Below are 24,918 nucleotides of genomic sequence, written 5' to 3' on the forward strand. Positions count from 1 at the left end.
CCTGGGTGAAGCGCACCCGGCTGCCGAGGGTGTCGGCAACGGGTTGTACCTCATCTTCAGGCTGGGCCACGGCATCAAACGGCGAACAGGGCCAATAACGGCCCCATCAGCACACTGACAGCGGCCAGTTTCAGCAGCAGGCGGGGCTGATACGGCAAGACAAACACCCACAAGGTCACGCCCGCCATGATCACCGCCGCCCACTCCACCAAGCCGTAGGCCCAGCCACGCAGGTGCACGCTGAGCACCAGCGACAGCACCAGCAGCAACCAGCCGGCCACCTGCAGGGCCTTCAGTTGCCCGGGGCGCGGCTTGCGCCCCAGCAGGTCGCTGAAGTGTTTTTCCATGGCCAGGCACAGGGCTGCGAAGCCGGCGAAGGCGATCAGTGCATTGCCCAGCATCAGCTTGCCTCCGCAGGTTCGGTGGCCGCATTGCGCGCAGCGCGTGGGGTACGCTTGGCTGCCACCTTGGGGGTGCGCAGCATCTTGCTGGCCAGCCAGGCCAGGAACACACCACTGGCCAGTGCCGTGAGGTCGAACCCGGCCATGGTCCAGTCACCGGTCTGCAGCGAGTTCCCCAGCCCACGGTCGGTGGTAAGGGCGTTAAGCAGGGGCAGCAAAGCGAAGGCCAATGCCCCCAGCGCCAGTTGCTCGGCCCAGGCCCGTCGGCCGCTGCGCAGCACGGCATGCACCAGCGACAGGCCCCAGCTGATGAAGAACACGTTGACCTCCCAATCCCCCCGGCCCTCGAGCGTGGCTGGCAGCAAGCGGTTGGCCCAGAAGAAACTGGCCACAGCCAGCAGCAGGCCACTCATGCTGGCGATGTTGAGCACCTCCACTAGCCGTAATTCCATGGGTAAGTGCGGGCTTTTGGCGTGCTTGAGCTGGCGCTTGCCCAGCCACATCACCAAGCCGGTGCCGATCACTGCCGTGCCGGCCAGGCCGAAGAAGAAGTACAGCCAGCGCAGCCACGGGCCGGCGAAGTTGCCCATGTGCAGCCCGGCAAAGCTGAACGCTGTCATCATCGCCCCGCTCTCAGGCTTGCCCTGGCCCAGCAGCGCGCCACTGGCACCGTCGAAGGTCCAGTTGGCGCTGCGCCGGTAGGCGACATGGTCAGCTGCCGATTGGGATAAGGTGACCCGGGCATTACGGTCGCCCGGGTTTTCCACGCGAATGTTGCCCACCCGTGTGCCCGGCTGCAGCGCCTGCACCTGGGCGTACAGGGCAGGCAGCGGGGTGAGCGGCGCGGCTACCTGGGCGGCGGCCGGCGTTTCATCGCCACCGAACAGGTCATTGAAGTACTTTTCGGTGTCGTTGCCGTAGTGGGCCGTGATGCCCGCTGGCATCACCAGGTACATGAACAGCACCAGGCTGCTGTAGCTGATCATCAGGTGGAACGGCAGCACCAGCACGCCAATGGCGTTATGCCCGTCCAACCACGAGCGCTGGCCTTTGCCTGGGCGGAAGGTGAAGAACTCCTTGAAGATCTTCTTGTGGGTAATGATGCCGGTGACCAGGCCCAACAGCATGATCAGGGCGCAGAAGGTCGACAGCCAGCGGCCAAACGGGTGCGGCATCTGCAACTGGAAATGGAAGCGGTAGAAGAACTCGCCACCCCGGCTGTCGCGTGCCTCGACGGGCTGGCCCGTCTGGGTATCGAGGGTCTTGCTGACGAAGCCGCGCCGCCCGCCGTTGGGGTCGCGGTAGCCCACACTCAGGGCCGCTTCGCGGTCGCTGGGCATGCGGATGAACCAGGTGCTCGACTGTGCGGCATTTGCCTGCAGGTAACGCTGGGCCATGTCCAGGGCCCGGGCGGGTTCCACGGCATGGCTGCGGATTTCTGGCTGGGTCCAGTGTGTGATTTCGTCTTTGAAATACGTGAGGGTGCCGGTGAGGAAGATGGCAAACAGCAGCCAGCCGAACAGCAGGCCTGTCCAGGTGTGCAACCATGCCATGGCCTGGCGGAAACCTTCTTTCATGGGGTTTTCATCCCGTAGGCAATGGCGCTCAGCACACCCATCAATACACCCGGCGCCAGCACCCCCAACCAGGCTTGCGACGCCGTGCGGCAGGCGAAGCACCAGATGAAGGCCAGCACGTAGAACACAAACGACAGCATCAGCCCGACCAGCGTGGCATCGACCGCGGCGAGGGGTGCCAGCAAGGCGATACAAACGCTGGCCACGGATGCCAACGCATAACCCCCGAGCAGCGCAGCCAGGCTGCGGGAAGCCACGGCCAGGCGGTAGCTGAGCGTGATGCCGGCGGTTTTGCGGGTCATGGCGAGGGTCCGGGTGTTAGCGGGTGAGCAATAATAATGATTTGAATTCTCATAAGCAAAGCTCGTTTGTCGGCCCTCGCCGGCCGCTGTGCACGGCAACGGATTGCACCGCTGCCGCGGCACAAATATAATGCGAACAATTATTACTACCAGTTGCGCCATCGGCGCCGAGGTATGCCGGTGCCAAGCGCGCTCACATCCACCGTCGAAGGCCTGTACAACGCCCACCACAGCTGGCTCACCGCCTGGTTGCGCCGCCGCCTGGGCTGCCCGCACAGCGCCGCCGACCTGGCGCAGGACACCTATGTGCGGCTGCTGCAGGCGCGTGAAGCACCGCAACTGGCCGAGCCACGGGCATTCCTCACTACCGTGGCCAAGCGGGTATTGTGCAACCACTACCGCCGCCAGGAACTCGAACGTGCTTACCTGCAGGCACTGGCGCAGGTGCCTGAAGCGGTAGCGCCGAGCGAAGAGCACAAGGCGATCATTTTCGACACCCTGCTTGAGCTCGACCGCCTGCTGGACGGCCTGGCGCCGCTGGTGCGGCAGGCATTCCTGCTGGCGCAGGTCGATGGCCTGGGCCAGGGCGAGATCGCCCGCAAACTGGGCATTTCCCTGGCCACGGTCAAACGCTACCTGAGCAAAGCGGCGATGCGCTGCTACTTTGCCCTGTGAACCCGACATTCTCACGGCAGGTAGCCGAACAGGCCGTGCACTGGTTGGTGGAATCCCAGGGCGACGCGTTCGACCACTCGCAGCAGCGGGCACTGGAGTGCTGGTTGCTGGCAGACGTGGAACATCAGCGGGCCTGGGCACATATCCAGCGGGTCAACCAGCGCATGCGTAGCGTTGCGGCCCCGGTGCTGCACGCCACCCTGCAGGCGCCGCCTTCGCCCGCCAGGCGCCGAGCCATGAAAGCCCTGCTGCTGGCGGCGCTGGCCAGCGCTACTGGCCTGGGCCTGCAGCAGCACAACCCGTTGCCGGGCCTGATGGCGGACTACCGCAGCCCGGTGGGCCAACGCCGGCGCCTGCCGCTGGCCGATGGCAGTGTTTTGCAGCTCAATACCGGCAGCGCTGCCGATGTGCAGATCGACCTGCAGCAGCGACGGGTGCGGCTGCTGGAGGGCGAGCTGGCGTTGCAGGTGGCCAGGCAGGCGCGGCCATTGCTGTTGCGTACCGCTGAAGGCGACCTTCGCCTGGACAGCGGGCGCTACAACGTGCGCCAGTTCAAAGGCTACAGCCAGGTGGCCGTGTTCGATGGCGTGGCGGATGCCGACGGCCAGCGGCTGGTGGCCGGGCAACAGGCGCGCTTCAGTGGCGCCTGGCACGGGCAGGCCGTGCTCGACCGCAATGTCGGGGCATGGGTGGAAGGCATGCTGGTTGCCTCGCAGATGCGCCTGGCAGACTTCCTTGCTGAGCTGGGGCGCTATCGCCATGGCCAACTGGGCTGTAGTGACCGGGTTGCAGACCTGCGCCTGTCGGGCAGTTACCCGTTGAATGACAGCGAGCGCATCCTCGACATGCTCGAGGTGGCGCTGCCTGTGCGGGTGCGCCGGTTTACCCGCTACTGGGTCAAAGTGGAGCCTGCCCTCGGCTGAAGCCGGTCGTGCCCTGTTGGCTGCACAGCAGCCGCAAAAAAATCCCCCATGCAGTGAGCCATTTTCCCAACCTCGCGTGACAGACATGGCAACTCCACTCTTTTCAGGACCCGCCCCATGCTGCTGCGCCCTCGCCCGCTCGTTCACGCCATGCTGTTGGCCACCACCCTTGGCCTGGCCGTACCCGCCGCACAGGCTAAAAACCGTAGCTACCACATAGCTCCCGGTGCACTCGAAGAAGCCCTCAACCAGTTCGGCCGCGAGAGTGGCGCGCTGATCTCGTTTGGCTCGCACGTGACCGCTGGCCTGCGCACGCAAGGCCTGCAAGGCGAGTACGACATGCGCCAGGGGCTCGACGCGCTGCTGCGCGGCAGCGGCCTGCACGCCCACCAGGAGGCCGACAACGCCTTCAGCCTGCAACCGGTCGCCGCCACCACCGCCAACGCACCCCTGGAGCTGGGCGCTTCGACAGTGGTGGGTGACTGGCTGGCCGATGCCCGCCAGGACAATGTGTTCGAACACGCAGGCGCCCGGGATGTGGTACGCCGCGAGGACTTCGAACGCAGCGGCGCCACCACGGCCCGTGAGGTGCTCAACCGTATGCCCGGCGTGAACGCACCGGACAACAACGGCACTGGCAGCCACGACCTGGCACTGAACTTCGGCATCCGCGGCCTGAACCCACGCCTGGCGTCGCGCTCGACCGTGCTGATGGACGGCATCCCGGTGCCCTTCGCGCCCTATGGCCAGCCGCAACTGTCGCTCGCGCCGTTGAGCATGGGCAACATGGACGCCGTGGACGTGGTACGCGGTGGCGGGGCCGTACGCTATGGCCCGCAGAACGTCGGGGGCATCGTCAACTTCGTTACCCGCGCGATCCCAGAGCAGGCCACGTTCAAGGCGGCCATGCAGAACCAGATCAGCCCGTCGTCCAGCCACGACGGCTTCAAGAACACGGCCAACCTGCTGGTCGGTGGCACCAACGACAACGGCCTGGGCGGTGCCCTGCTGTACTCCGGCACCCGGGGTGGCGACTGGCGTGAACACAGCGACACGCAGATTGACGACCTGATCGTCAAAGGCAAACTGCAACTGGATGAAGCCAACAGCCTTCACGCCATGGCGCAGTATTACGAAGGCGAGGCCGACATGCCCGGCGGCCTGAGCAAGGCAGCCTTCGACGCCGACCCTTACCAGTCGACGCGCCTGAAAGACCGCTTCTGGGGGCGTCGCACCCTGGTCAACGCGGGGTATGACTACAAGCAGGACGACCGCCAGTTCAGCATCAACAGCTTCTTTACCAACACCCTGCGCAGCGGCTACCTGGACCAAGGCAATTTCGTTTCGCTGTCGCCTCGCGAGTACTGGGTGCGCGGTATCGAAACGCGTTTTTCCCAGGGCCTGGCGCTGGGCGACAGCTGGCATGAACTGGGCATCGGCTACCGCTACGTGAACGAGGCCGGCCACGAGCTGCGCTACCGCGAACCGGTAAACGGCAGGCTGCCTAGCACCGCCAGCCGCAACGACCGCGACACCCGTGGCAGCACCGAGGCCCACGCCCTGTACCTGGACGACCGTATCGACATCGGCCGCTGGACCATCACCCCGGGCATCCGCTACGAAATGATCGATTCGGCCCAGAACAACAACCTCAGCGGCCAACGCTACCAAGGCAGCTACAACACCGCCTTGCCAGCGCTGAACGTGATGTACCACCTGACCGACGCCTGGAACCTGTACGCCAACACCGAAGGCTCGTTCGGCAGCGTGCAGTACAGCCAGATGCCGAACCGGGTCAACAGTGGCGAGGTCAAGCCAGAGAAAGCCCGCACCTGGGAGGTGGGTACCCGCTACGACAGCGGCGACCTGCAGGCTGAGATCGGCGCGTTCCTGATCAATTTCGACAACCAGTACGAAAGCAACCAGACCAATGATTCGGTGATCGCCCGTGGTGAAACCCGTCACCAGGGTATCGAAACCAGCGTCCGCTATGCCCTTGACGGCCTGAGCCCGGCGCTGACCGGCTTCGACGTGCATGCCAGCTACGCTTTCGTCGACGCCACCATTCGCGAAGACGGGCCGAACAAGGGCAACCAGGTGCCTTTCTCGTCCCGGCACAAAGGCAACCTGGGCGTGGGCTACACCCAGGGGCCCTGGCAGCTGAACCTGGACGGCAGCTTCCAGAGCGCGCAGTACGCCGACAACGCCAACACCGGCCCTGAGAGCGCCGACGGCAGCACCGGCCGCATCCCAGGTTACGGGGTGGTGAGCACCCGCGCCGGCTACGATTTTGGCGCGCAGCTGGCCAACCTCAAGGTGGCCGTGGGGGTGAAAAACCTGTTCAACCGCGAGTACTACACGCGCTCGTATGACGACAACAACAAGGGCAAGTACGTGGGCGAACCCCGCACCTTGTATGTACAGACGTCGGTTGAATTCTGAAGCCAGACGGGGGAACGGTGAGGCCAAGTGGATGGCAGCAGCATACTTTGCAACAAGAAATTTATTTTGCCAAAGGGCTTGAATTCGTCATCCAGTTGCCTGACCTTAGAGTCAAGAGGCGCAAAAATTCCAGGGGTCTCAAGGACCTAGGCGCGCCTCCATGCGAGCAAGCTGAATAAGGATTGAATCATGCAAATCCAGGTCAACAGCAGCAACCATTTCGAAAGCAACGCCCGGCTCGACCAGTGGGTACGCAGCACACTGCAAACCTCGCTGGAACGTTACGAAGAAGACCTCACCCGTATCGAGGTCCACCTGCGCGACGAGAACGGCGCCAAGCCCGGACCGCATGACAAACGCTGCCAGATGGAGGCTCGCCCCAAAGGCCACCAGCCGATTTCCGTGACCCACACCGCCACGTCGGTCGACCAGGCAGTCGACGGCGCAGCCACCAAGCTCAGCCACGCCCTGGAACATTTCTACGGCAAACTGCGCAGCAAGCGCGGCACACTGGAGCTAGCCGACCCGGAAGCCTGATGGTGTGAATGTAAGGGGGGCCACCCGATGGCCCCCTTACAACCTGATGACATCGCATTGTGTTTTTACAGGTACCGATAAACGGTCCTGAACCCGTCCCCTTCCCCGCCAGTCAATTTCTGCATTGTCCCGTTGCAGAAGCACGCCCATGACCAACCCATTTGCCAGCATCAACGACGCATTCAGCCCGCAGTTCCGGGTCAACCTGAGCATCGAGGCGCTTGATGGCAGCATCATGCTGACCCTGTCCGACGACTCGGGCGTGGCGGCCAAGCGGCTGATCAGCAAGGCACAGCGCAACGACCCGGTGCGTCTGCAGCGCGTCATCGACAGTATTCGCCTGGGCCTGGCCATCGACCGCAGCCAGAACCCGATGCAGGTGTTGGCCGCACTGACCCGCGACGGGGCTGCACAACAGCGCCAAGTGGTTGCCAACTGAGGGCTACTTGCCCTCCTCCACACTGCGGCCATTGGCATCCAGCACCTTGGTGGACGGGTAGCGGTACGACGCGTAGCGCACCACCAGGATGGAAAACGCCAGCAACAAAATGCCCCCGCACAGGTACAGCAGCCCCGCATCCGGCGCCTTGTGGTGCGACACGTCGCCGATCAGCAAGCGGGTGAGCGCGGTGATGGCTACGTAGAGCAGAAAGCGAATGGGCATGTGGTTGGTCTTGAAATAGATCCCCACCATAGCCCCAAGCTCCAGGTAGATGAACAGCAGCAGGATGTCATCGACACTGATGCCGCCCTTGCCCAGCATGTCCAGAAAGGTCACCACGGCGGCATAAGCCGTGATCGCACCAATGCCGAACAGGGCCAGGTAATGGAATGCCTCCACGCACAGGTTGCCCAGCGAGTCGGCCGAACCATGCAGGCCCTTGCGCAGTTTTTCTGCCCATTTGATGTTCACGATGTTCCATTCCCCGATACGTCTTGAAGGATGATGCGCCACCGGTGTGACGCTTGTGCCATGCAGTTAAAGGGCCAGGCCCCTGCCTTGGAAGGCGGCTGATTGCCGCAGGGCACGCCTGGGGCGCCTGTGAAGAACGGGCTTGCGCGATGCAAGCAATGCCATTACTGTATATAGATACAGTAAACCAGCATAAAGGCATAGAGGTGATGAATGGCCGTCGAAGTGGTGTACCGCAGCAGCCGCGACCCGGAGCGCTTGTTCATGGATAAGGCCGAAGCAGACCGTCACGACAAGATGCTCGAACTGGCGGAGCGCCTGGCCGAGGTGCTGCACAAGGCCGTGCCGTCGCTGACAGAACAGCAGGTGGAAGAAGCCGGCATCTACATGGCGAAAAACCGTGACGTATTCGCCCGTGCTTTCAAGAGCCAGCCTGATGCACTGGCAGAACTGCTCGAAGGCAGCGCCGCCGAATAAGCCAGGCTGCGCCCTGCATTGCGGGGGCAGGCCAACACGCCGTCAGGTATACAGCAAACGCTCCGCCAGCGTTTGCGCAACCCGTGCCGGCGAGCGCTTTTCGGCTTGGGCATGGCCGAACACTTCGGTGAGGCGTGCAGGTATGCGCGCAATATGCGCAGCAATAGCCGCGCTGTTCTCGCCTGCATGGGTGAGGGCCACATGGATCAGCCCCCCGGCATTGATGACATAATCTGGCGCGTACAGGATGCCGCGGGCTTCAAGCTGGTCAGCCACCTGCAGGTTGGTCAGCTGATTGTTTGCCGCACCCGCCACCGCCGCGCACCGCAGTTGCATCACGCTGTGCCCGTTCAGCACCGGCCCCACCGCGCAGGGGGCGAAGATGTCGCACGGGGTGCTGGCCAATGCATCATGGGCCACAGGGTGCGCATCAAGCTGCTCCACCGCCAGGCGCACACGGCCCGGGTCCAGGTCGCTCACCAGCAGTTCGGCACCTGCAGCATGCAGCTGTTCCGCCAGGGCATAGCCCACATTGCCCAACCCCTGTATCGCCACGCGCAGCCCTTCGAGGTTGTAGCTGCCCAGCCGTGCATAGGAGGTGGCCCGGAGCCCGGCAAATACGCCGAGCGCTGCGTGGGGCGACGGGTCGCCATAGGCGGTGGTGCTGGTGACGTGGGGGGTGCCTTGGGCGATGCAGTCCATGTCGAGTGTGGACGTGCCACTGTCCACGGCAACCACGAAGCGCCCCTGCAAGGTATCGATGAAGCGGCCAAGCGCCTGGAACAAGGCGGCGCGGTTTTCCACGTGGAGGTTGCGCATGACCACCGCCTTGCCGCCCCCCAGGGGGAGCCCTGCCAGCGCGGCCTTGTAGCTCATGCCCTGGGCCAGGGCGATGGCGTCGGTCATGGCACTTTCATCATCGGCATAGGGCAGGTAGCGGCAACCGCCCATGGCAGGGCCCAGCCGCTCGTTGTGGATGGCGACCACGGCTTTGAGGCCCGTCTGTGGGTCATTGAACAGGTGCAGTGACTGGGTACGGGTGCTTTGCATCAGCGCGAACATCGGCCTGGCCCCCATGAAGTGCTGCAGTCAGTATAGGCACCTGCAGCGCACCCGCCCGCTCACCGGACCACTGGACTAAACCCCCAGTGCGGCCAATACTCAAGCGTGTGTGGAGAAGCCCATGAAGCCACGTCAAGCCTGCCTGGCCTGCCTCGACCGCCAACCGGTCGCCCTGCTGGAAGCCGCCCTGTGGATTGCCGCCGAGCATGACCTCGGCGTCGAGCCGGGCGCTGGCCTGGCCACAGTGCAGGGCCTGCAATTTGAAATCAGCAGCCATTTGCCGATGCTGCCCGTCAACGAACTGGCCCAGCCCTTGTTGCGTCAGCTCGCTGCCCTTGGCTTCCAGCAGGATGAGTACCTGCCGCTGCGCCCCCATGCCGCCCTGATGAACCAGGTACTGCAGCGCCGCAGGGGCCAACCCCTTACTTTGGCCCTGCTTGCCCTGGAGCTTGCGCAGCGCTTGTCCATTCCGCTGGAAGGGGTGAGCTTCCCTGGCCATTTTCTGCTGCGGGTGCCTGGCGCCGATCACCTGCTCGACCCCTGCGGCGGCAGACGCCTATACCCTAACGACTGCCGTGAGCTGTTGATACGCCAATACGGCCCCGGCGTGACGCTGTCGGGTGAGCACCTGTTGGTGGCGAGCCCGATGCAGATGCTGCAACGCCTGTCACGCAACCTGCGGCAACTGCACGCCAGCAACGATGCTCCACTGGCGGCGTTGATCGATGCCGAGCGGGTGATGCAAATGGGGCCGGTGCAGGTGGGCGATTACCTTGCCCGGGCCAATTTGTATCAGGTACTCGATTGCCCGCAAGCCGAACGCTTCGATCTTGAACGGGCCATGCTGCTGACCGAGGACCCTGTTCAGCAATTGACGCTCAGCAAACGCCTGGCTCAGTTACCCAGCGGCAAGCGCTCCATCCACTAGACAGGGGCATCAGGCTGGCGCGACGGGTGTGCCTGCTGAAATGCCGGATGCTGCCCGGCCAGCGCAGCCACCCGACGGATACGCGGATAGGGCGCGAGGTCAACAGCAAAGCGTTCGGCCGCATAAAGCTGCGGAATCAGGTATACATCCGCCATGCCCGGTGCGGCCCCGAAGCAGAAGCCGCGGTCACTGATCAGTTGCTCGACGGCAGCCAGGCCCTGAGTGACCCAATGCCCAACCCACTGGCTGACCTGTACCTCCCCTTGCCCGGCCTCGCGCAGCCGGTTGAGCACAGCAACGTTGTGCAGCGGATGAACATCGCAGCCGATGATTGCGGCCACCCCACGCACCCTGGCGCGCGCCGCAGCATCAGCCGGGAGCAACGCGGGATCCGGGTAGGCTTCCTCCAGGTATTCGATGATTGCAGGCGACTGCACCAGCAGTTCACCCTGATCGGTGCGCAGCGCCGGCACCCGCCCCTGCGGGTTGAGCGCAAGATACCCGGCGCCCCGCTGCTGGCCCTGCAACAGGTTGACCGGCACCGCCTGCCAGCCCAGCCCCTTGAGCCCCAGCGCGATGCGTACCCGGTAGGACGAGGTGGAACGGTAGTAGGTATACAGCTCCATGCCTCTGCCCCTCAGTTGGCTGCGACAACCGTGCCGCGGCATTCGCCGAAACCGATACTGGCTGAACCCTCGCGCCGGCAGCGCGCACGCAGGATGATCTCGTCACCGTCCTCAAGGAACGTGCGGACCTCACCGTTGGCCAGCTCCACCGCCTGTTTGCCACCTTCGGTGATTTCCAGAAGGCTGCCGTACGAACCTGCCGTCGGCCCCGACAGCGTGCCCGAACCAAACAGGTCGCCCGGCTGCAACTGGCAACCGTTCACGCTGTGATGGGCCACCAGCTGCGCGGCTGTCCAGTACATGCTGCGGGTATTGCTCAGGGTCAGGCGATGAGGGGCCTGGCCTTCGTTGCGCATGCGCTCGGTGAGCAGCAGCACTTCCAGCTCGATGTCGAATGCACCGGCAGCCTGGTCCTGGGCGCCGAGCAGATACGGCAGCGGTTGCGGGTCACCTTGCGGGCGGGCGGGCTGTGCGCAGCGGAACGGCTCCAGCGCTTCGGCCGTTACCACCCAAGGCGAAATGCTGGTGACAAAGCTCTTGGACAGGAACGGCCCCAGCGGCTGGTACTCCCAGGCCTGGATATCCCGTGCCGACCAGTCGTTGAGCAGGCACAGGCCGGCGATGTGTTCCCCCGCCTCGTCGATGGGGATCGCCTGGCCGATGTCATTGCCCTGGCCAATCCAGATGCCCAGCTCCAGTTCGTAATCCAGCCGTGCGCAGGGGCCGAAACGGGGTTCGCTGTGCCCGGCGGGCAGCGTCTGGCCCTTGGGCCGGCGCACGTCGGTGCCAGACGGGCGAATGGTGGAGGCGCGGCCGTGGTAACCGATGGGCACGTACTTGTAGTTGGGCAGCAGCGGGCTGTCGGGGCGGAACAGCTTGCCCACATTGGTGGCATGTTCGATGCCCACGTAGAAGTCGGTGTAATCGCCGATTTGCGCTGGCACGTGCAGCTGGCACTCATTGGCAGGATAAAGCGCCGGCTTCAACGCTGCCTGGTGCTCGCTGTGCTCGCCCAGCAGTTCCAGCAGGCGACCGCGCAAGGCCACCCGCGCGTTGCGGCCCAGTGCAAAGAAGGCATTCAGGGCACCACCCGCCGTCGCCTCGGCGGCAGCCTTGGCCTCGCCATGGAAAAGGCCCGCGGCAAGTACCGCTTGCAGGTCCAGGATGGCATCGCCGATGGCTACGCCGCAGCGCCTCGCCTCACCCGCCCGGCTGAAAATGCCCAGCGGCAGGTTCTGCAACGGGAAGTCTGCATGCCCGTTGGCATGTTCGACCCAGCTGCGGGCCATGACGGTGTGGTTCATGCTTATCTCCGGTTCGGGTTGAACGTGCTGGGCAAGGTGGCCCAGCAACTGTCGTAGTCGGCCTGCAACTGTGGGGATGCCAAGGCCTGCTGACTCGGGCGCAGCACCTGGCTGGTCTCGAACATGAAGGCCATGGTGCTGTCGATCTTGTGCGGCGCCAGGTCGGCAGCGATGGCCTTGCTGCACGTGTCGGCATCCGGGCCATGGGCGCTCATCACCCCATGCAGCGAAGCCCCCCCGGGCAGGAAACCCTCGGCCTTGGCATCGTAGGCACCGGCGATCAGGCCCATGAATTCATTCATCAGGTTGCGGTGGAACCACGGTGGCCGGAAGGTGTTTTCGGCCACCATCCAGCGCGGCGGGAAGATCACGAAGTCCATGTTGGCCAAGCCGTGCACGCTGCTCGGCGAGGTGAGCACAGTGAAGATGGACGGGTCGGGGTGGTCGAAGCTGACCGTGCCCAGGGTGTTGAAGCGGCGCAGGTCATATTTGTAAGGGACGTTGCTGCCATGCCAGGCCACCACGTCCAGCGGGGAATGCTGAAGCTCGCAAGCCCAGTGCTCGCCCAGAAACTTCTGCACCAGTTGCACCGGCCCCTCCAGCGCTTCGTAATGCGCCACCGGGGTGAGGAAGTCCCGGGGGTTGGCCAGGCCATTGCTGCCAATTGGCCCAAGGTCGGGCAGGCGCAGGGGCGCCCCATGGTTTTCGGCAATGTAGCCCCGGGCCTGGCCGTCCAGCAGTTCCACCCGAAACTTCATGCCCCGGGGGATCACTGCAATCTCCAGCGGCTCTACCTCCATCACGCCCAGCTCGGTGGCGATGCGCAGGCGGCCCTGCTCGGGCACCAGCAACAGCTCGCCGTCCGCATTGAAGAACACGCGCTGCATCGAACGGTTGGCACGGTAGACGTGCACGCTCACACCCGCCGGGTTGTCGGCAGGCGCATTGGCCACCATTGGCAGCCAGCCTTCGATGAAGTCAGTCGGCTCTGCGGGGATAGGCTGCGGGTTCCAGCGCAGGCGGTTGGGGGTGACAGCCCCCCGTGGCGTGGCCAGTGGCTGACGGGCCAGGCGCTCGAAGCGAGGGTGCAGCGCCGAAGGGCGAATGCGGTACAGCCAGGTACGGCGCAGCTCGCTGCGGGCCATGGTGAAGGCGGTACCCGACAGCAGCTCGGCATACAGCCCATAGGGGGCCTTTTGCGGGGAGTTCTGCCCCACCGGCAGGGCACCCGGCAGCGCTTCGCTGGCGAACTCGTTGCCAAAGCCACTCAAGTAGTGAAGGTCGGGTGACAGCTCGCGGTCCATCGGTGCCTCCGGGCTCTGGCAGAGCCTGTTCGGGCAGTTGCCGGCAGGGCCGTGGGGCCACCAGCAGGTCTGCCTTGTTATTATCGTAATCAGATTACGGATAACGTAATTTGCCCCGTGCCTGGCGTCAAGCTATAAAGGCCCGACTGAAGACTGCAGAAGACGACACCCATGGCCCGTGCCAGCACCTCCACCGACAATGGCAAGCAGAAAGTCCGCTCGGCGGAGGTGGGTACCGACATCCTCAAAGCCCTGGCGCAGCTGTCCCCTTCCACGTCGTTGTCACGCCTCGCCGAACATGTGCAGATGCCCGCGAGCAAGGTGCACCGGTACCTGCAGGCCTTGATTGCCAGTGGCTTCGCCGAGCAGGATGCCGCCACCAACCACTACGGCCTGGGCCGTGAAGCCCTGCGTGTGGGCCTGGCGGCGCTGGGCAGCATCGACGTGCTGAAGATCGCCGCCCTGCCGCTGTCGCAGCTGCGCGACACGCTGAACGAGAGCTGCTTCATTGCGGTATGGGGCAACCAGGGCGCCACCGTGGTCAGCATCGAACCGGCGGTGCGGGCGGTTACCGTGGTCACGCAGATCGGCTCGGTGCTGCCGTTGCTTACTTCGTCCACCGGGCTGGTATTCGCTGCCCACCTTCCCCAACGCGAAACGGCCGAATTGCTTGAACGAGAGCTTGCAACCCTGCAGCAGGGCGCCGAGCACTATCACGGGTTGCTGGCGGGGATCCGTGAGCGGGGCCTGCACCACGTGCACGGTTTGCTGATGCCAGGGGTGGATGCCTTGTCTGCCCCGGTATTCAACGCCATGGGGCAGATTGCAGCGGTGATGACGGTGGTGGGGCCTACCTCGATGTTCCATGCCGACGAGCACGGGCCAGCCGCCCGGCAGTTGCTGGCGGCCGCACGCGAGGTGAGCTGGCGCATGGGGCATGCCACTGAAGCCTGAGGGCCGGCTGCACTGTTGCCCCTGATGTAAAGGTGAATGTCACAAGTAGCTATTTTTCTCAGCAGATCAAGTGCTTATTCTTGAACCACTGGCCGGCCTGATGGGCTTTCCCCCCGCTTTTCAGGCATGCCGGAACGACGTTGATTTTGAAGCTCCTTGATCTGACGTCTCGATTGACCGCTGCGGTTTGCAGCGGTTTTTTTTGCCTGTTCACAGGCTGCGAGCACGCATCGCCCTACGACCATGCCACCTGTTGCAGGGTGCAGCGGGCTATCTGCTCGCGAAAAGCAAGGTAATGGCGCAGCACCTGCACCGGCGCCTCGTTATGAGGGTAATGGCCTATACCTTGAAGCAGCACCACGTCGGCATCGGGTACCAGCTGCCGGTAGCGTTCCGCCATATGGGCGCCACACAGCGGGTCTGCCGCACCATTGATGAGGCGCAGCGGTACGTTGGCACCCTGCAGCGCATGCACCCAGCGATCACGGTACGCCCTGGCCTCTGGTACATAATTCGCCAGCTTGTGCAGAATGCGCGTACCCCGGTTGGCCGCCACCAGGCTCCACATATCATCCAGGGCACTCTCGCTGGGGTGGGTGCAGGGGCCGTATACCCGCGTCATGTTGCGCACCAGGTCATCACGCCCGAATGAGCGCGCCACCAGCCAGCCCACCCGGCTCAGTAGCAGTTTCTGCAACAGCAACAGCCGCGCATGCTCCGGGAAAAGCCCGCTGTTGAGGAATACGCAGCTGGCAATGTTGGCACGCTGCTCGCGGTGCCGGGCCAGCAGTTCCTGGGCGACACTGCCGCCGTAGTCGTGGGCCAGCAGGTGCACAGGCTGCGCCACGTGCAGATGGTCGAGCAGCGCCTGTTGCAGGTCAGCCTGGTGCTTCAGGGTGTAGGCGTGGTCAACGGGTTTGGCCGAGTCGCCAAAACCCAGCATGTCGCAGGCAATCACCCGAAAGCGCTGCGACAATGGCCCCCACAGGTAGTGCCAGTCCCAACTGGCCGTGGGAAAACCGTGTAACAAAAGCAGGGGCGCTCCTTGCCCTGCGGTCCAGTAGCGGATGCTCTGGCCCCGGAAAGTGAAACTCTGTCCCCGGGTACGCCAGACGCACAATGGAATTTCGGCCATAGGCATCGGAAGGAACCCGGTTAGTCAACGTGATAGGGCAAGGCTGCGGTCATTGCATGTCACCTCGGCACTTACATGTGCTCTCTGATCGAGGCTGAGTCTAGCCAGCCGCCCTGCGCCTGGAACTTGCGTTGCCAGCCAGCTTGATGACTGAGCGAGTCAGTGGCACGAACGGTCAGAGCAACAGCACCAGCAAGGGCGCGGCGCACAGGTTCAACAGCCCGGTCAGCACCATCACCAGGCCGGCCACCGACCCCTCTTCGCTGCCCACTTCCTGCGCCCTGCTCACCCCTGCACCATGGGCCCCCACGCCGAACAGGGCTCCGCGGGCCAGCGGCGTGCGCAGGGGCAACCAGCGCAGCAGTACACCCCCGAACAGAGCACCGAGCACGCCGGTGAACATCACGAACACTGCGGTCAGCTCTGGCACACCGCCCAGGTCCTGCGCCAGGGGCATGGCGAACGGCGTAGTAATCGACCGCGGAACCAGCGACAGGCTGGTGGCAGTGTCCAGTGCCAGCAGATGAGCCAGCCCCCAAGAACTGGCAATGGAAGCACTGCTGCCCACCACCATGCCGATCAACAGTGCAGGCCAGTGCCGCGCCAGCAGGGCGCGCTGTTGCCAGATCGGTACGGCGAACGCCACGGTCACAGGGCCCAGCACACCCATCAGCCAATGGGTATTGCGGGCATATTCGGCATAGGCCGTATGCAAGGGGATGGCCACCGCCAGAAGCAGCACGGGCACCAGTATCAACGGCGACAACAGGTAGCGCCCGCTGCGCCGATACAGCCAGCGGCTGCCCAGGTACGCCAGCAAGGTGAGCAGCAGCCAGAACAGCGGCATCGGTTCAAGGCTCACGGTGCAGGCTCCAGCGGCAGACCCACTCAACGGTCAGGGCGGTCACCACCATGACCACCAAGGTACTCAGTGCGATCACCAGCAGGATGCGCCAGCCCTCGTCGCGCACCAAGGCGCCATAATCCAGCAGGCTCATCAAGGCAGGGATGAAAAACAGCAGCATCTCGGCCATCAGCCAGCCAGCGCCCAGTTGCAGCATGGCGGGCTTGAGCACGCCGCAGGCGAACAGCAGCAACAGCAGCGCCAGGCCCATGACGCCACCGGGTATAGGCCAGCCTAGCCACGCAGCCAGCTTGCCACCTAGCAGGAACAGGGCACCAATCACGGCCATTTCCGCCAGCAGGCGCAACGTCTTTTTCAGTAGAGCGGTATTCATGCTGTTAGTCCTCGACAGGCCTGCCATTGTAAAAACTGCCTCCCTAGGCCAAAAGCGAATTGTTAGACTTGACGCCATTCCATAATGGAATCGAGACAGATGGAATTCAAACAGCTGCGAAGCTTTATCGAAGTGGTGCGCTGCGGCGGATTTACCCATGCCGCCCAGGCGCTGCATATCAGCCAGTCTGCGGTCAGCAAGCAGGTTGCCCAGTTGGAACAGGATGTGGGCCAGCCGTTGCTGGAACGCCAGGCCTCGCAACTGCACCTGACCAGCGCCGGGCGCGTGGTGCTGGAGCGTGGCGAAGCCTTGCTGCGCCAGCGCCAGGCACTGCTGGACGAACTGGACGCGCTCAACCAGATGGGGCGTGGCGAGTTGCGCCTGGGCTTGCCGATGTTGGGCAGCGACGCCCTGTTCGCGGGCTTGTTCGCCGAATACCGGCGGCGCTACCCGAACATCGCCATTCAGTTGCTCGAGGGCGGCAGCCTTAGCGTCGAGCAGGCCGTGCGTGAGGGCGAACTGGAGCTGGGCGGCAGCCTTACCCCCAGCGACCAGGGGTTCGAGTATCAACCCTTCTGCAACGAGCCGCTGGACGCCCTGCTACCGGCCAGCCACGAGCTGGCCAGCCTTGAGAGTGTGACGTTGCGGCAACTGGCCGACACACCGTTTCTGCTGTACCAGCGCAGCTTCGTGCTCAACGACCGGCTGCTGAAGGCCTGCCAGCAACAAGGCTTCACGCCCAGGGAGGGTGGGCGTAGCGGCCAGGCGGACTTTCTCGCCGCCCTGGTAGCGGCAGGCCAGGGTGTGGTGCTGCTTCCCCGCGTGGTGGCCAGGGCGCTGGAGCGCCCTGGCGTGGTACGGGTGCCACTGTGTTCACCCTCAGACCTGCGCTGGGACATCGCCTTCATCTGGCGACGTGGGGCGCACCTGTCGCGGGCGGCACAGGCCTGGCTGGCCTTGTTGCGCGAATACCCCGCCCTGGTATCGGGCAACGGCTGATACGCACAAGGGCGATCAGGCCTTCAACGCGCCAGCGAGGTCGGCCAGCCAGGGTTCGGCATCGGTTTCGGGGGTTACGGTCTCGCTGGCATCCAGGCGCAACATCGGTTGCACCTCCTGCACGCCAAGCTCGGCAAACAGTTCGCGCATCTGCTCGCCGCCGCCGCAGTAGGTATCGCCATAACTGGAATCGCCCAGCGCTATCACCGCGCCCGGCAGCCCGCGCCACGCGGCTGGCAGGGTGTCGCGGATGCTGCTGTACAAGGGCATGAGGTTGTCCGGCAGCTCACCCATGCCGGTGGTGGAGGTCACGGCCAGCAGGGCGTCCGGGGCGAACGCCTGGATATCCTGCAAAGTGTTGCGGGCAGCGTACCAGGCCTGCAGGCCAGCAGCCTTCAACAGTGACTCGGCGTGACGGGCGACTTCTTCGGCGGTGCCGTACACCGACCCGGAAATAATGGCGACTTTCATCGGGGTGAGGATTCCGAAACTGAGTGAAAACGTAGGATACTAGCACCCGGCGCTGGCAAAAGGCCGCCTCTCATCCGGATGCTCCCCTGCACGTTGCACCTTCATACTCGATAGGCCGTGCGGTGGGTGAATAGCGCGTTCGTCCGAAACCTGGGCGCTATGGCTGAACCAATGCGTGTACAAGCAGTCAATCGGGTTGAAGAACCCTCACCTTCGAGTTTCATCATGCAAGAAGACGTGCTCTTGACTCAGGATGAACTGGATTATATTCAGGACGTCCAGCAGTCGCCGCAGTTCGCTGTGGTCGATGCCTTGCCCAGCCTGCTGGTCAATGGTGACAGCCGTGTCCAGAATTTGCTCACGCGCCTGGTGGCCGACGAGCAGGTGACCCTGCAAGCACACTTCAACAACCAGCAGATCAGCTTTCCGCTGCAGGTGATCGAAGACGAGTTTCATACCCTGCACCTGCAATTGGGGGCACCGGAAATCTACGAAGATGGCCCCAGGCTGCGCCCCTGGCGCCTTTCCCTGGACCACCCCATCGCCCTGCTGAATGCCGATGGGCAACCGAGCGGGCTGTGGGTGTGCGACATCTCCTTCAAAGGCGTGCTGGTGGAGTTGCGCGGCCTGCCGGAAGCCCCCGACCAGTTTGAACTTCAATTCGCCCCCGGCGACATCGAGCCCATCGAGTTGAAAGGCACGCAGCGGCGGCAGATAAACGGCACCAAAGCCGCTTACCACCTTGGCCGCAGTGCCGCTGAGGACATCGAGCGCTTGCGCGACTACATTCTCCAGGCCCACAGCCGCGTGCACCCGGAGCTGCATACGCAGCCAGCCGCCTGACCCCTGCGCAACCGATGATGCCAGCCGCCTGGCGGCCGATGCTTGCCAGCGCCGCCATATCAGCGATAATCCGCGCCCAATTCTTGCATGCATGCCTGTGTCGCCCACCACCCCGGTCGACATAGCCAGGGGCCAGCTACCCGCCAGCCCCGTTGTCTGGAGATACACGATGTCTACCCCACCCGTTACCCTGATGGTGTCGCGCCGCGCCGCTCACGGCCGCTACCAGGCGCTGCTGGCCTGGCTGCACGAAGGCGAACAACTGGCCACCGACTTCCCCGGCTACCTGGGCTCCGGCATCCTCGCACCGCCCAGCGATGGCGACGAATTCCAGATCATCTTCCGCTTCAGCGACGAGCCCACCCTCAATGCCTGGGAGCATTCCGCGTCGCGACGCGCCTGGCTGCAGCGCGGCAACGGTTTGTTCGAGCGCCCCAGAGAGACGCGCGTCAGCGGCCTGGACGACTGGTTCGGCACCAGCCTGGTGCGCAAACCGCCGCGCTGGAAACAGGCCGTGGCCATCTGGCTGGCGTTCTTCCCGGTGTCGCTGGCGTTCAACCTGGTGTTCGGCCACTGGCTGGCCAGCCTGGGCATCGTGCCGCGCATCTTCCTCAGCACCCTGGCCCTGACACCGCTGATGGTCTACGTGTTCATCCCCTTGTCGACGCACGTGCTGGCGGGCTGGTTGCACGCCTCCCCCACCCCTGACCGGCCCGCGCCCCAGGCCTCGCGCAGCCGCTGAGGCCAGTCCACGCACACGGCAGGCAGTTCGGGTATGCTGGGCGGCAACCAACGACAGACAAAGTTGACCGCCCCGAACATGAATAGCCCCATCCTCATTACCGGAGCCAGCCAGCGTGTCGGGCTGGCCCTGGCCGTGGAACTGGCGCAGGCCGGCCACCTGGTGGTCAGTGCCAGCCGCAGCATCCTGCCCCAGGCGGCCCACCCCAACATCGTGCAGTTCCAGGCCGACCTGTGCCAAGCAGCCGACCGCGAGGCGCTCATCCAGCACCTGCACAGCGAATACGACGGCCTGCGCGCCATCATTCACAATGCATCGCTTTGGCTCGACGATGGCCTGGAAAACCTCGAAACCATGTTCCGCCTGCACGTGGAGGCGCCCTACCACCTCAACCTGGCCCTGGGCGATTTACTGGCCAAGGTCGACAAGGCGGACATCATTCACGTCTGCGACGAAACCTCGTCGCGTGGCAGCAAGAGCCACATCGGCTATGCCGCCACCAAGGCCGCCCTGCAGAACATGGTGCTGTCGTTTGCTGAAAAGTACGCCCCCACGGTGCGCGTGAACGGTATCCTGCCCGGGCTGCTGATGCTCAAGGAAGGCGGCGATGACGACTACCGCCGGCAAACCCTGAAAAAAGCCCTGCTGGAATTCGAACCCGGTGCCGGCCCCTTGATCGAAACGGTCAAGTACCTGCTGGCCAGCCAGTACAGCACCGGCAGCCAGGTGGTCATCAACGGTGGCCGCCACCTGAAGAACCGCATGATCTGAGAGAAGCCCCATGACCCCACAGCAACAGCTCGAACTTGAAGCCGCCGCCTTCCGGCGCCTGGTCGAACACCTGCGCGCACGCACCGACGTGCAGAACATCGACCTGATGAACCTATCCGGTTTCTGCCGCAACTGCCTGTCCAAGTGGTACAAGGCCGCAGCCGATGAGCGCCAGGTTGACCTGAGCCTGGATGATGCCCGCGAGGTGGTGTACGGCATGCCCTACGCCGAATGGAAAACCCACTACCAGAAAGAAGCCAGCGCCGAACAACAGGCGGCGTTCGAACAAGGAAAACCCCGTGACTGACCTGAACACCCTGCGCACCCGCCTGGCCAGCGGCCAACACGCTTTCGCCGACACCCTGGCGTTTGTTGCCGAACACTATGACTACCAGCCCCAGGCATTCGACAACGGCGGCCTGCAGAGCGCAGCCGGGCAGAACGAAGGCTCGTGCAAGACGCTGGGCCTGGCACTGCTGGAAGGGTTGAGCGATCAGGAAGCCTTGCTGGCATTTGGCGAGCATTACCGCGACGTAGTGGCCACCCCAGAAGGTAGCGACCACGGCAACATCCGGGCACTGATCAAACATGGCCTGGCGGGCGTCACCTTTGCGGCGCAGCCCCTCACGCGCAAAGCGTGAAGCAGGCCGGCCCTGCCTTGGCGGCCTTCGCAGTGACTGTGCTGCGAGGGCGCCAAGGCGAGCCGAAGCGGGTTACAGCTCGATGCAGTCGAACTTCACATCGGTTGCCACGTCTTCGTCGTAGTTGACGTCAGCGCGCTCGAAGCCGAACAGGTTGAGGAACTGCTTCTTGTAACCGGCATAATCGGTCAGCTCGAACAGGTTCTCGGTGGTCACCTGTGGCCACATGGCTTTGCAGGCATCCTGCACATCGTCACGCAGTTCCCAGTCGTCCAGGCGCAGGCGCGCCTTTTCGTCCACCGCTGCCGGCGCACCGTCGGTGCGGTACAGGCGGTCGCGGAACATGCGGTCCAGTTGGTCCTGGGTGCCTTCGTGCACACCCTTCTCCTGCATGATCTTGAACACCATCGACAGGTACAGCGGCATGACCGGGATGGCCGAGCTTGCCTGGGTTACCACCGACTTGAGCACGGCCACGTTGGCGCCACCCTTGATTTCACCGGTCAGCTTCTGGTCCAGGCGCAGGGCGGTTGCGTCCAGGTCCTGCTTGGCCTGGCCAAGCGCACCGTGCCAGTAGATCGGCCAGGTGATCTCGGTGCCGATGTAGCTGAAGGCCACGGTGCGGGCGCCTTCGGCCAACACGTCGGCACCGGCCAGGGCATCGATCCACAGCTGCCAGTCCTGGCCACCCATGACGGTGACGGTATCAGCGATTTCCTGCTCGGTGGCCGGCTCGATGCTGGCCTCGATGATGGTGTCCTTGTTGGTGTCGATGGCGGTCGACTTGTACGGCTGGCCGATCGGCTTGAGCGCAGAACGCACCAGCTCGCCGGTCTGTGGCAGTTTGCGCACAGGCGAGGCCAGCGAATAGATGACCAGGTCAACCTTGCCTCCCATCTCGTTCTTGATCAGCTCGATGACCTTGGCCCGCGCTTCATCAGAGAAGGCGTCACCGTTGATCGACTTGCTGTACAGGCCGTCGGCCTTGGCAAACTTGTCGAAGGCAGCGGCGTTGTACCAGCCGGCGGTGCCTGGCTTGGTTTCGGTGCCTGGCTTTTCGAAGAACACACCGAGTGTGTCGGCCTTGAAGCCAAAGGCTGCGGTAATGCGCGCCGCCAGGCCGTAGCCGCTGGACGCACCGATTACCAGGACCTTCTTCGGACCATCCTCGCGCACGCCCAGCTTACGGGTGGCTTCGATCTGATCACGAACGTTGAGCTCGCAGCCCTTCGGGTGAGTCGTGGTGCAGATGAAACCGCGGACCTTGGGATGAATGATGGCCAATGTCTGTACCTCGTCAGGTTGATGCCGGGAAAGCGCCACACCATGGCGCTCTCGTTTAACAGAGGGTGAGACTCCCCCCGCAGATGATGCGGCACATATTAAGGGGTGAACGGGGCGATTCAAAACCCGAGGCGCACTGCTGGCGCGAAACCACGCTGGGCGCAAGCGCCGGGGGCCTGCGGATTGATTGGGTTTGGCTATCAATCCACAAGAAAATCAAACTTAACAAATGAGCCCAGGCAGACGATGCTGGGTGTTTAACGTACCCGCACGGAGAACAACAACATGAACGACGTGGTCATCGTTGCCGCAACCCGCACCGCCATCGGCAGTTTCCAGGGCGCACTGGCGGCCGTCCCTGCCGTGGACCTAGGCGCCGCCGTGATCAAGCGCCTGCTGGAGCAGACCGGGCTGGACCCTGCGCAGGTCGACGAGGTGATCCTGGGCCAGGTACTCACCGCGGGCGCAGGGCAGAACCCGGCGCGCCAGGCGGCGGTCAAGGCTGGCCTGCCCTACAGCGTGCCGGCACTGACCTTGAACAAGGTATGCGGGTCGGGCCTGAAGGCCTTGCACCTGGCCGCCCAGGCCATCCGCTGCGGTGACGCCGACGTGGTGGTTGCCGGTGGCCAGGAAAACATGAGCCTGGCGCCCTATGTGATGCCCTCGGCCCGCACAGGCCAGCGCATGGGGCATGGCCAACTGCTCGACAGCATGATCACCGATGGCTTGTGGGACGCCTTCAACGACTACCACATGGGCATCACGGCTGAGAACCTGGTGGAACGCTATGGCCTGAACCGCGAACAGCAGGACGCCTTTGCTGCAGAATCCCAGCGCAAGGCCGTGGCCGCCATCGAGGCGGGCCGCTTCGATGATGAAATCACCCCGATCGTGCTGCCGCAGAAAAAGGGCGACCCCACGGTATTCGCCCGTGACGAACAGCCTCGCGCGGGTACCACGGCCGAGTCGCTGGGCAAACTGCGCCCGGCCTTCAAGAAGGATGGCAGCGTCACGGCAGGTAATGCGTCCAGCCTGAATGATGGTGCCGCAGCGGTATTGCTGATGAGCGCAACCAAAGCCGAGGCGCTGGGCCTGCCGGTACTGGCCAGGGTGGCGGCTTACGCCAGCGCGGGGGTAGACCCGGCGATCATGGGTATCGGCCCGGTGTCGGCCACCCAGCGTTGCCTGGAAAAGGCTGGCTGGCAGCTGGCCGACCTGGACCTGATCGAAGCCAATGAGGCCTTCGCGGCCCAGGCGCTGGCGGTAGGCAAGGCGCTTGAATGGGATGCGACGCGGGTGAATGTGAATGGCGGTGCCATTGCCCTTGGCCACCCGATTGGCGCGTCCGGGTGCCGGGTACTGGTGACCTTGCTGCACGAGATGATCAAACGCGATGCCCGCAAAGGGCTGGCGACGCTGTGCATCGGCGGCGGCCAAGGGGTTGCCCTGGCCCTTGAACGCCGGTAGGCACTAGCGAGGTGTAGGGGTGGCAGACGTGTTCACCGCATGCACCAACGCCCCCACCTGCCGGCATTTGTGCACAGCCTGCTCCAGCGGGTTGTCCAGCAGCGAGCATGAGGGTGCCAGCCAGAGCCGCTCGCCCAGCCTGTCATGGGCATCGCGCAGCACATCCTGAAGCTGCGTCAGGTCGCCAGGTGATGCATGGCGGCCATCAACCAACCCCAGCGACAGCACCTTGTAGGCGGGCAGGCGGTCGAGCACGCTCAGGTACTGTTCGGGCGCCTGAACCAGGTCGATATGAAGCCCATCGACCGGCAGGTTCGCCGCCAGGCCCAGGTTGCCGCCCAAGGCACCGGAGCAGGTGGCAATCAGTTTTTTCAAGGGCGCCCGCTGGAGGATGTTGTAGACACGCTCGTAGGCGTTTTTCCAAGCCTGGGGCAGTTCAAGGGCAAGAATGGGCTCATCGATCTGCACCCATTCCACACCCAACACGGCAAGTTGGTTGAGGGCCTGGTCATATTCAGGCAGCAGGCTGTCGAGCCGTTCCAGCGAGTCGAAGCCGGTTTCCTCGCCCTGCCACAGCAGCGTCAAAGGGCCTACCAGCACCGGCTTGACCGCATGGCCCAGGGCGATGGCTTCTGTCACCTCCTGAAAAAGCGGTTCCAGATGCCCAGCGAGCACGGATGCCTGGGCGTCGACGACGTCAGGGCGCTGGTAGTACCAGGCGGTATCCCCGACGGGCAGCAGCTCGATACCGGCTTCTTTCTGCGCCTGCCAATGGCGGGCACGCAGTTCGCGATCGTCGCTGATGCGTGGGAAGCCCAGGTTGTGCGCCAGTGCCATGTCTTGCCCCTCGAGGTATCAAAAGAATGAGGGAATTGTCCGGGCAGGGGCTGTTTGAGACAAAC

The 24,918-nt window shown here is 64.1% G+C and carries 29 protein-coding genes; 15 read left to right on the forward strand and 14 right to left on the reverse strand.

Annotated elements, in window-relative coordinates:
- Window positions 1-74: 74 nt before the first annotated feature.
- The 3 genes from IAE38_RS17865 to IAE38_RS17875 are packed head-to-tail and all read right to left on the reverse strand — an operon-like array spanning window position 75 to window position 2,280.
- Window positions 75-401, reverse strand: a complete 327-nt coding sequence (locus IAE38_RS17865; RefSeq protein ID WP_028633285.1) for a DUF3325 domain-containing protein — start codon at window positions 399-401, stop codon at window positions 75-77.
- Window positions 401-1,978 carry a PepSY-associated TM helix domain-containing protein gene (locus IAE38_RS17870; protein WP_201218489.1) on the reverse strand — a complete coding sequence of 526 codons (1,578 nt, stop codon included), beginning with the start codon at window positions 1,976-1,978 and terminating at the stop codon, window positions 401-403. Before IAE38_RS17870 ends, IAE38_RS17865 begins: the two co-directional genes overlap by 1 nt.
- Window positions 1,975-2,280, reverse strand: a complete 306-nt coding sequence (locus IAE38_RS17875; RefSeq protein ID WP_201164607.1) for a DUF3649 domain-containing protein — start codon at window positions 2,278-2,280, stop codon at window positions 1,975-1,977. Before IAE38_RS17875 ends, IAE38_RS17870 begins: the two co-directional genes overlap by 4 nt.
- A gap of 174 nt (window positions 2,281-2,454) precedes the next feature.
- Between IAE38_RS17875 and IAE38_RS17880 the strand changes: the two genes are divergently transcribed.
- The 5 genes from IAE38_RS17880 to IAE38_RS17900 all read left to right on the forward strand — a co-directional run bounded on the left by IAE38_RS17880 (window position 2,455) and on the right by IAE38_RS17900 (window position 7,296).
- Window positions 2,455-2,955: a sigma-70 family RNA polymerase sigma factor gene (locus IAE38_RS17880; RefSeq protein ID WP_028633288.1), complete on the forward strand. Its 501-nt coding sequence runs from the start codon at window positions 2,455-2,457 to the stop codon at window positions 2,953-2,955.
- Complete coding sequence (locus tag IAE38_RS17885) at window positions 2,952-3,878, forward strand: FecR domain-containing protein (protein WP_201164608.1); 927 nt, start codon at window positions 2,952-2,954, stop codon at window positions 3,876-3,878. Before IAE38_RS17880 ends, IAE38_RS17885 begins: the two co-directional genes overlap by 4 nt.
- A 117-nt stretch (window positions 3,879-3,995) precedes the next feature.
- Window positions 3,996-6,320, forward strand: coding sequence for a TonB-dependent Fe(3+) dicitrate receptor FecA (fecA, locus tag IAE38_RS17890; protein WP_201218490.1), 2,325 nt, complete (start codon window positions 3,996-3,998; stop codon window positions 6,318-6,320).
- A 189-nt stretch (window positions 6,321-6,509) separates the two neighbouring features.
- Window positions 6,510-6,857, forward strand: a complete 348-nt coding sequence (locus tag IAE38_RS17895) for an HPF/RaiA family ribosome-associated protein (RefSeq protein ID WP_201164610.1) — start codon at window positions 6,510-6,512, stop codon at window positions 6,855-6,857.
- A 148-nt stretch (window positions 6,858-7,005) separates the two neighbouring features.
- Window positions 7,006-7,296 (forward strand): DUF3509 domain-containing protein, encoded by a 291-nt coding sequence (locus IAE38_RS17900; protein WP_201218491.1) that lies wholly within the window; start codon window positions 7,006-7,008, stop codon window positions 7,294-7,296.
- Between the two features lie 3 nt (window positions 7,297-7,299).
- Here the strand turns inward: IAE38_RS17900 and IAE38_RS17905 are convergent, their stop codons facing one another.
- Complete coding sequence (locus IAE38_RS17905; RefSeq protein WP_201218493.1) at window positions 7,300-7,770, reverse strand: phosphate-starvation-inducible protein PsiE; 471 nt, start codon at window positions 7,768-7,770, stop codon at window positions 7,300-7,302.
- A gap of 213 nt (window positions 7,771-7,983) precedes the next feature.
- Between IAE38_RS17905 and IAE38_RS17910 the strand changes: the two genes are divergently transcribed.
- Window positions 7,984-8,247 (forward strand): YebG family protein, encoded by a 264-nt coding sequence (locus tag IAE38_RS17910; RefSeq protein ID WP_028633294.1) that lies wholly within the window; start codon window positions 7,984-7,986, stop codon window positions 8,245-8,247.
- 42 nt (window positions 8,248-8,289) lie between these two features.
- Here IAE38_RS17910 and IAE38_RS17915 read toward each other — a convergent pair whose 3' ends face one another.
- Window positions 8,290-9,309 carry a Leu/Phe/Val dehydrogenase gene (locus tag IAE38_RS17915; protein ID WP_201218494.1) on the reverse strand — a complete coding sequence of 340 codons (1,020 nt, stop codon included), beginning with the start codon at window positions 9,307-9,309 and terminating at the stop codon, window positions 8,290-8,292.
- Window positions 9,310-9,430: 121 nt separating this feature from the next.
- Between IAE38_RS17915 and IAE38_RS17920 the strand changes: the two genes are divergently transcribed.
- Window positions 9,431-10,237 (forward strand): transglutaminase family protein, encoded by an 807-nt coding sequence (locus tag IAE38_RS17920; protein ID WP_201218495.1) that lies wholly within the window; start codon window positions 9,431-9,433, stop codon window positions 10,235-10,237.
- Here the strand turns inward: IAE38_RS17920 and maiA are convergent.
- Genes maiA through hmgA form a run of 3 tightly spaced genes read right to left on the reverse strand, consistent with a single transcriptional unit; the run spans window position 10,234 to window position 13,471 of the window.
- Window positions 10,234-10,863, reverse strand: coding sequence for a maleylacetoacetate isomerase (maiA, locus tag IAE38_RS17925; protein WP_201218496.1), 630 nt, complete (start codon window positions 10,861-10,863; stop codon window positions 10,234-10,236). The genes IAE38_RS17920 and maiA overlap by 4 nt on opposite strands.
- A gap of 11 nt (window positions 10,864-10,874) precedes the next feature.
- A complete protein-coding gene (gene fahA, locus IAE38_RS17930; RefSeq protein WP_201218498.1) occupies window positions 10,875-12,167 on the reverse strand; it encodes a fumarylacetoacetase in 1,293 nt (430 codons plus the stop codon).
- A gap of 2 nt (window positions 12,168-12,169) precedes the next feature.
- On the reverse strand, window positions 12,170-13,471 hold the full coding sequence (gene hmgA, locus IAE38_RS17935; RefSeq protein ID WP_201218499.1) for a homogentisate 1,2-dioxygenase: 1,302 nt from the start codon (window positions 13,469-13,471) through the stop codon (window positions 12,170-12,172).
- A gap of 171 nt (window positions 13,472-13,642) precedes the next feature.
- Between hmgA and IAE38_RS17940 the strand changes: the two genes are divergently transcribed.
- Window positions 13,643-14,425 (forward strand): IclR family transcriptional regulator, encoded by a 783-nt coding sequence (locus IAE38_RS17940; protein WP_201218500.1) that lies wholly within the window; start codon window positions 13,643-13,645, stop codon window positions 14,423-14,425.
- Window positions 14,426-14,660: 235 nt separating this feature from the next.
- On the opposite strand, the gene IAE38_RS17945 is transcribed toward IAE38_RS17940, so the two are convergent.
- From IAE38_RS17945 to IAE38_RS17955, 3 genes are all read right to left on the reverse strand, one after another.
- Entirely contained in the window at window positions 14,661-15,566 is a 906-nt protein-coding gene (locus tag IAE38_RS17945) for an alpha/beta fold hydrolase (RefSeq protein ID WP_201218501.1), read from the reverse strand.
- Between the two features lie 169 nt (window positions 15,567-15,735).
- Window positions 15,736-16,422 carry an LrgB family protein gene (locus tag IAE38_RS17950; protein WP_201218502.1) on the reverse strand — a complete coding sequence of 229 codons (687 nt, stop codon included), beginning with the start codon at window positions 16,420-16,422 and terminating at the stop codon, window positions 15,736-15,738.
- Window positions 16,412-16,798, reverse strand: a complete 387-nt coding sequence (locus IAE38_RS17955; protein ID WP_028633303.1) for a CidA/LrgA family protein — start codon at window positions 16,796-16,798, stop codon at window positions 16,412-16,414. The genes IAE38_RS17950 and IAE38_RS17955 overlap by 11 nt, the downstream gene beginning before the upstream one ends.
- Before the next feature lie 99 nt (window positions 16,799-16,897).
- Here IAE38_RS17955 and IAE38_RS17960 point away from each other — a divergent pair, with 99 nt between their 5' ends.
- Window positions 16,898-17,797: a LysR family transcriptional regulator gene (locus IAE38_RS17960; RefSeq protein WP_201213902.1), complete on the forward strand. Its 900-nt coding sequence runs from the start codon at window positions 16,898-16,900 to the stop codon at window positions 17,795-17,797.
- A 15-nt stretch (window positions 17,798-17,812) separates the two neighbouring features.
- Here IAE38_RS17960 and IAE38_RS17965 read toward each other — a convergent pair whose 3' ends face one another.
- Window positions 17,813-18,268: a flavodoxin gene (locus IAE38_RS17965; protein ID WP_201218503.1), complete on the reverse strand. Its 456-nt coding sequence runs from the start codon at window positions 18,266-18,268 to the stop codon at window positions 17,813-17,815.
- Between the two features lie 225 nt (window positions 18,269-18,493).
- Here IAE38_RS17965 and IAE38_RS17970 point away from each other — a divergent pair, with 225 nt between their 5' ends.
- The 5 genes from IAE38_RS17970 to IAE38_RS17990 all read left to right on the forward strand — a co-directional run bounded on the left by IAE38_RS17970 (window position 18,494) and on the right by IAE38_RS17990 (window position 21,265).
- Window positions 18,494-19,111: a hypothetical protein gene (locus IAE38_RS17970; RefSeq protein WP_201164620.1), complete on the forward strand. Its 618-nt coding sequence runs from the start codon at window positions 18,494-18,496 to the stop codon at window positions 19,109-19,111.
- A 169-nt stretch (window positions 19,112-19,280) separates the two neighbouring features.
- The gene (locus tag IAE38_RS17975) at window positions 19,281-19,853 is read left to right on the forward strand and encodes an antibiotic biosynthesis monooxygenase (protein ID WP_201218504.1); all 573 of its coding nucleotides are present in this window, start codon (window positions 19,281-19,283) and stop codon (window positions 19,851-19,853) included.
- Window positions 19,854-19,886: 33 nt separating this feature from the next.
- The gene (folM, locus tag IAE38_RS17980; protein WP_201218505.1) at window positions 19,887-20,624 is read left to right on the forward strand and encodes a dihydromonapterin reductase; all 738 of its coding nucleotides are present in this window, start codon (window positions 19,887-19,889) and stop codon (window positions 20,622-20,624) included.
- A gap of 10 nt (window positions 20,625-20,634) precedes the next feature.
- Window positions 20,635-20,931, forward strand: coding sequence for a DUF1244 domain-containing protein (locus tag IAE38_RS17985; RefSeq protein WP_201218506.1), 297 nt, complete (start codon window positions 20,635-20,637; stop codon window positions 20,929-20,931).
- On the forward strand, window positions 20,924-21,265 hold the full coding sequence (locus tag IAE38_RS17990; RefSeq protein WP_201164623.1) for a HopJ type III effector protein: 342 nt from the start codon (window positions 20,924-20,926) through the stop codon (window positions 21,263-21,265). The genes IAE38_RS17985 and IAE38_RS17990 overlap by 8 nt, the downstream gene beginning before the upstream one ends.
- Window positions 21,266-21,337: 72 nt before the next feature.
- Here the strand turns inward: IAE38_RS17990 and fabV are convergent, their stop codons facing one another.
- The gene (gene fabV, locus IAE38_RS17995) at window positions 21,338-22,549 is read right to left on the reverse strand and encodes an enoyl-ACP reductase FabV (RefSeq protein WP_201218507.1); all 1,212 of its coding nucleotides are present in this window, start codon (window positions 22,547-22,549) and stop codon (window positions 21,338-21,340) included.
- Between the two features lie 285 nt (window positions 22,550-22,834).
- Here fabV and IAE38_RS18000 point away from each other — a divergent pair, with 285 nt between their 5' ends.
- Window positions 22,835-24,016, forward strand: coding sequence for an acetyl-CoA C-acetyltransferase (locus IAE38_RS18000; RefSeq protein ID WP_201218508.1), 1,182 nt, complete (start codon window positions 22,835-22,837; stop codon window positions 24,014-24,016).
- A gap of 3 nt (window positions 24,017-24,019) precedes the next feature.
- Here the strand turns inward: IAE38_RS18000 and IAE38_RS18005 are convergent, their stop codons facing one another.
- Entirely contained in the window at window positions 24,020-24,853 is an 834-nt protein-coding gene (locus tag IAE38_RS18005; RefSeq protein WP_201218510.1) for a 5-methyltetrahydropteroyltriglutamate--homocysteine methyltransferase, read from the reverse strand.
- Between the last annotated feature and the right edge of the window lie 65 nt (window positions 24,854-24,918).

It is taken from the genome of Pseudomonas sp. S32, assembly GCF_016648095.1.
Lineage (GTDB): Bacteria > Pseudomonadota > Gammaproteobacteria > Pseudomonadales > Pseudomonadaceae > Aquipseudomonas > Aquipseudomonas parafulva.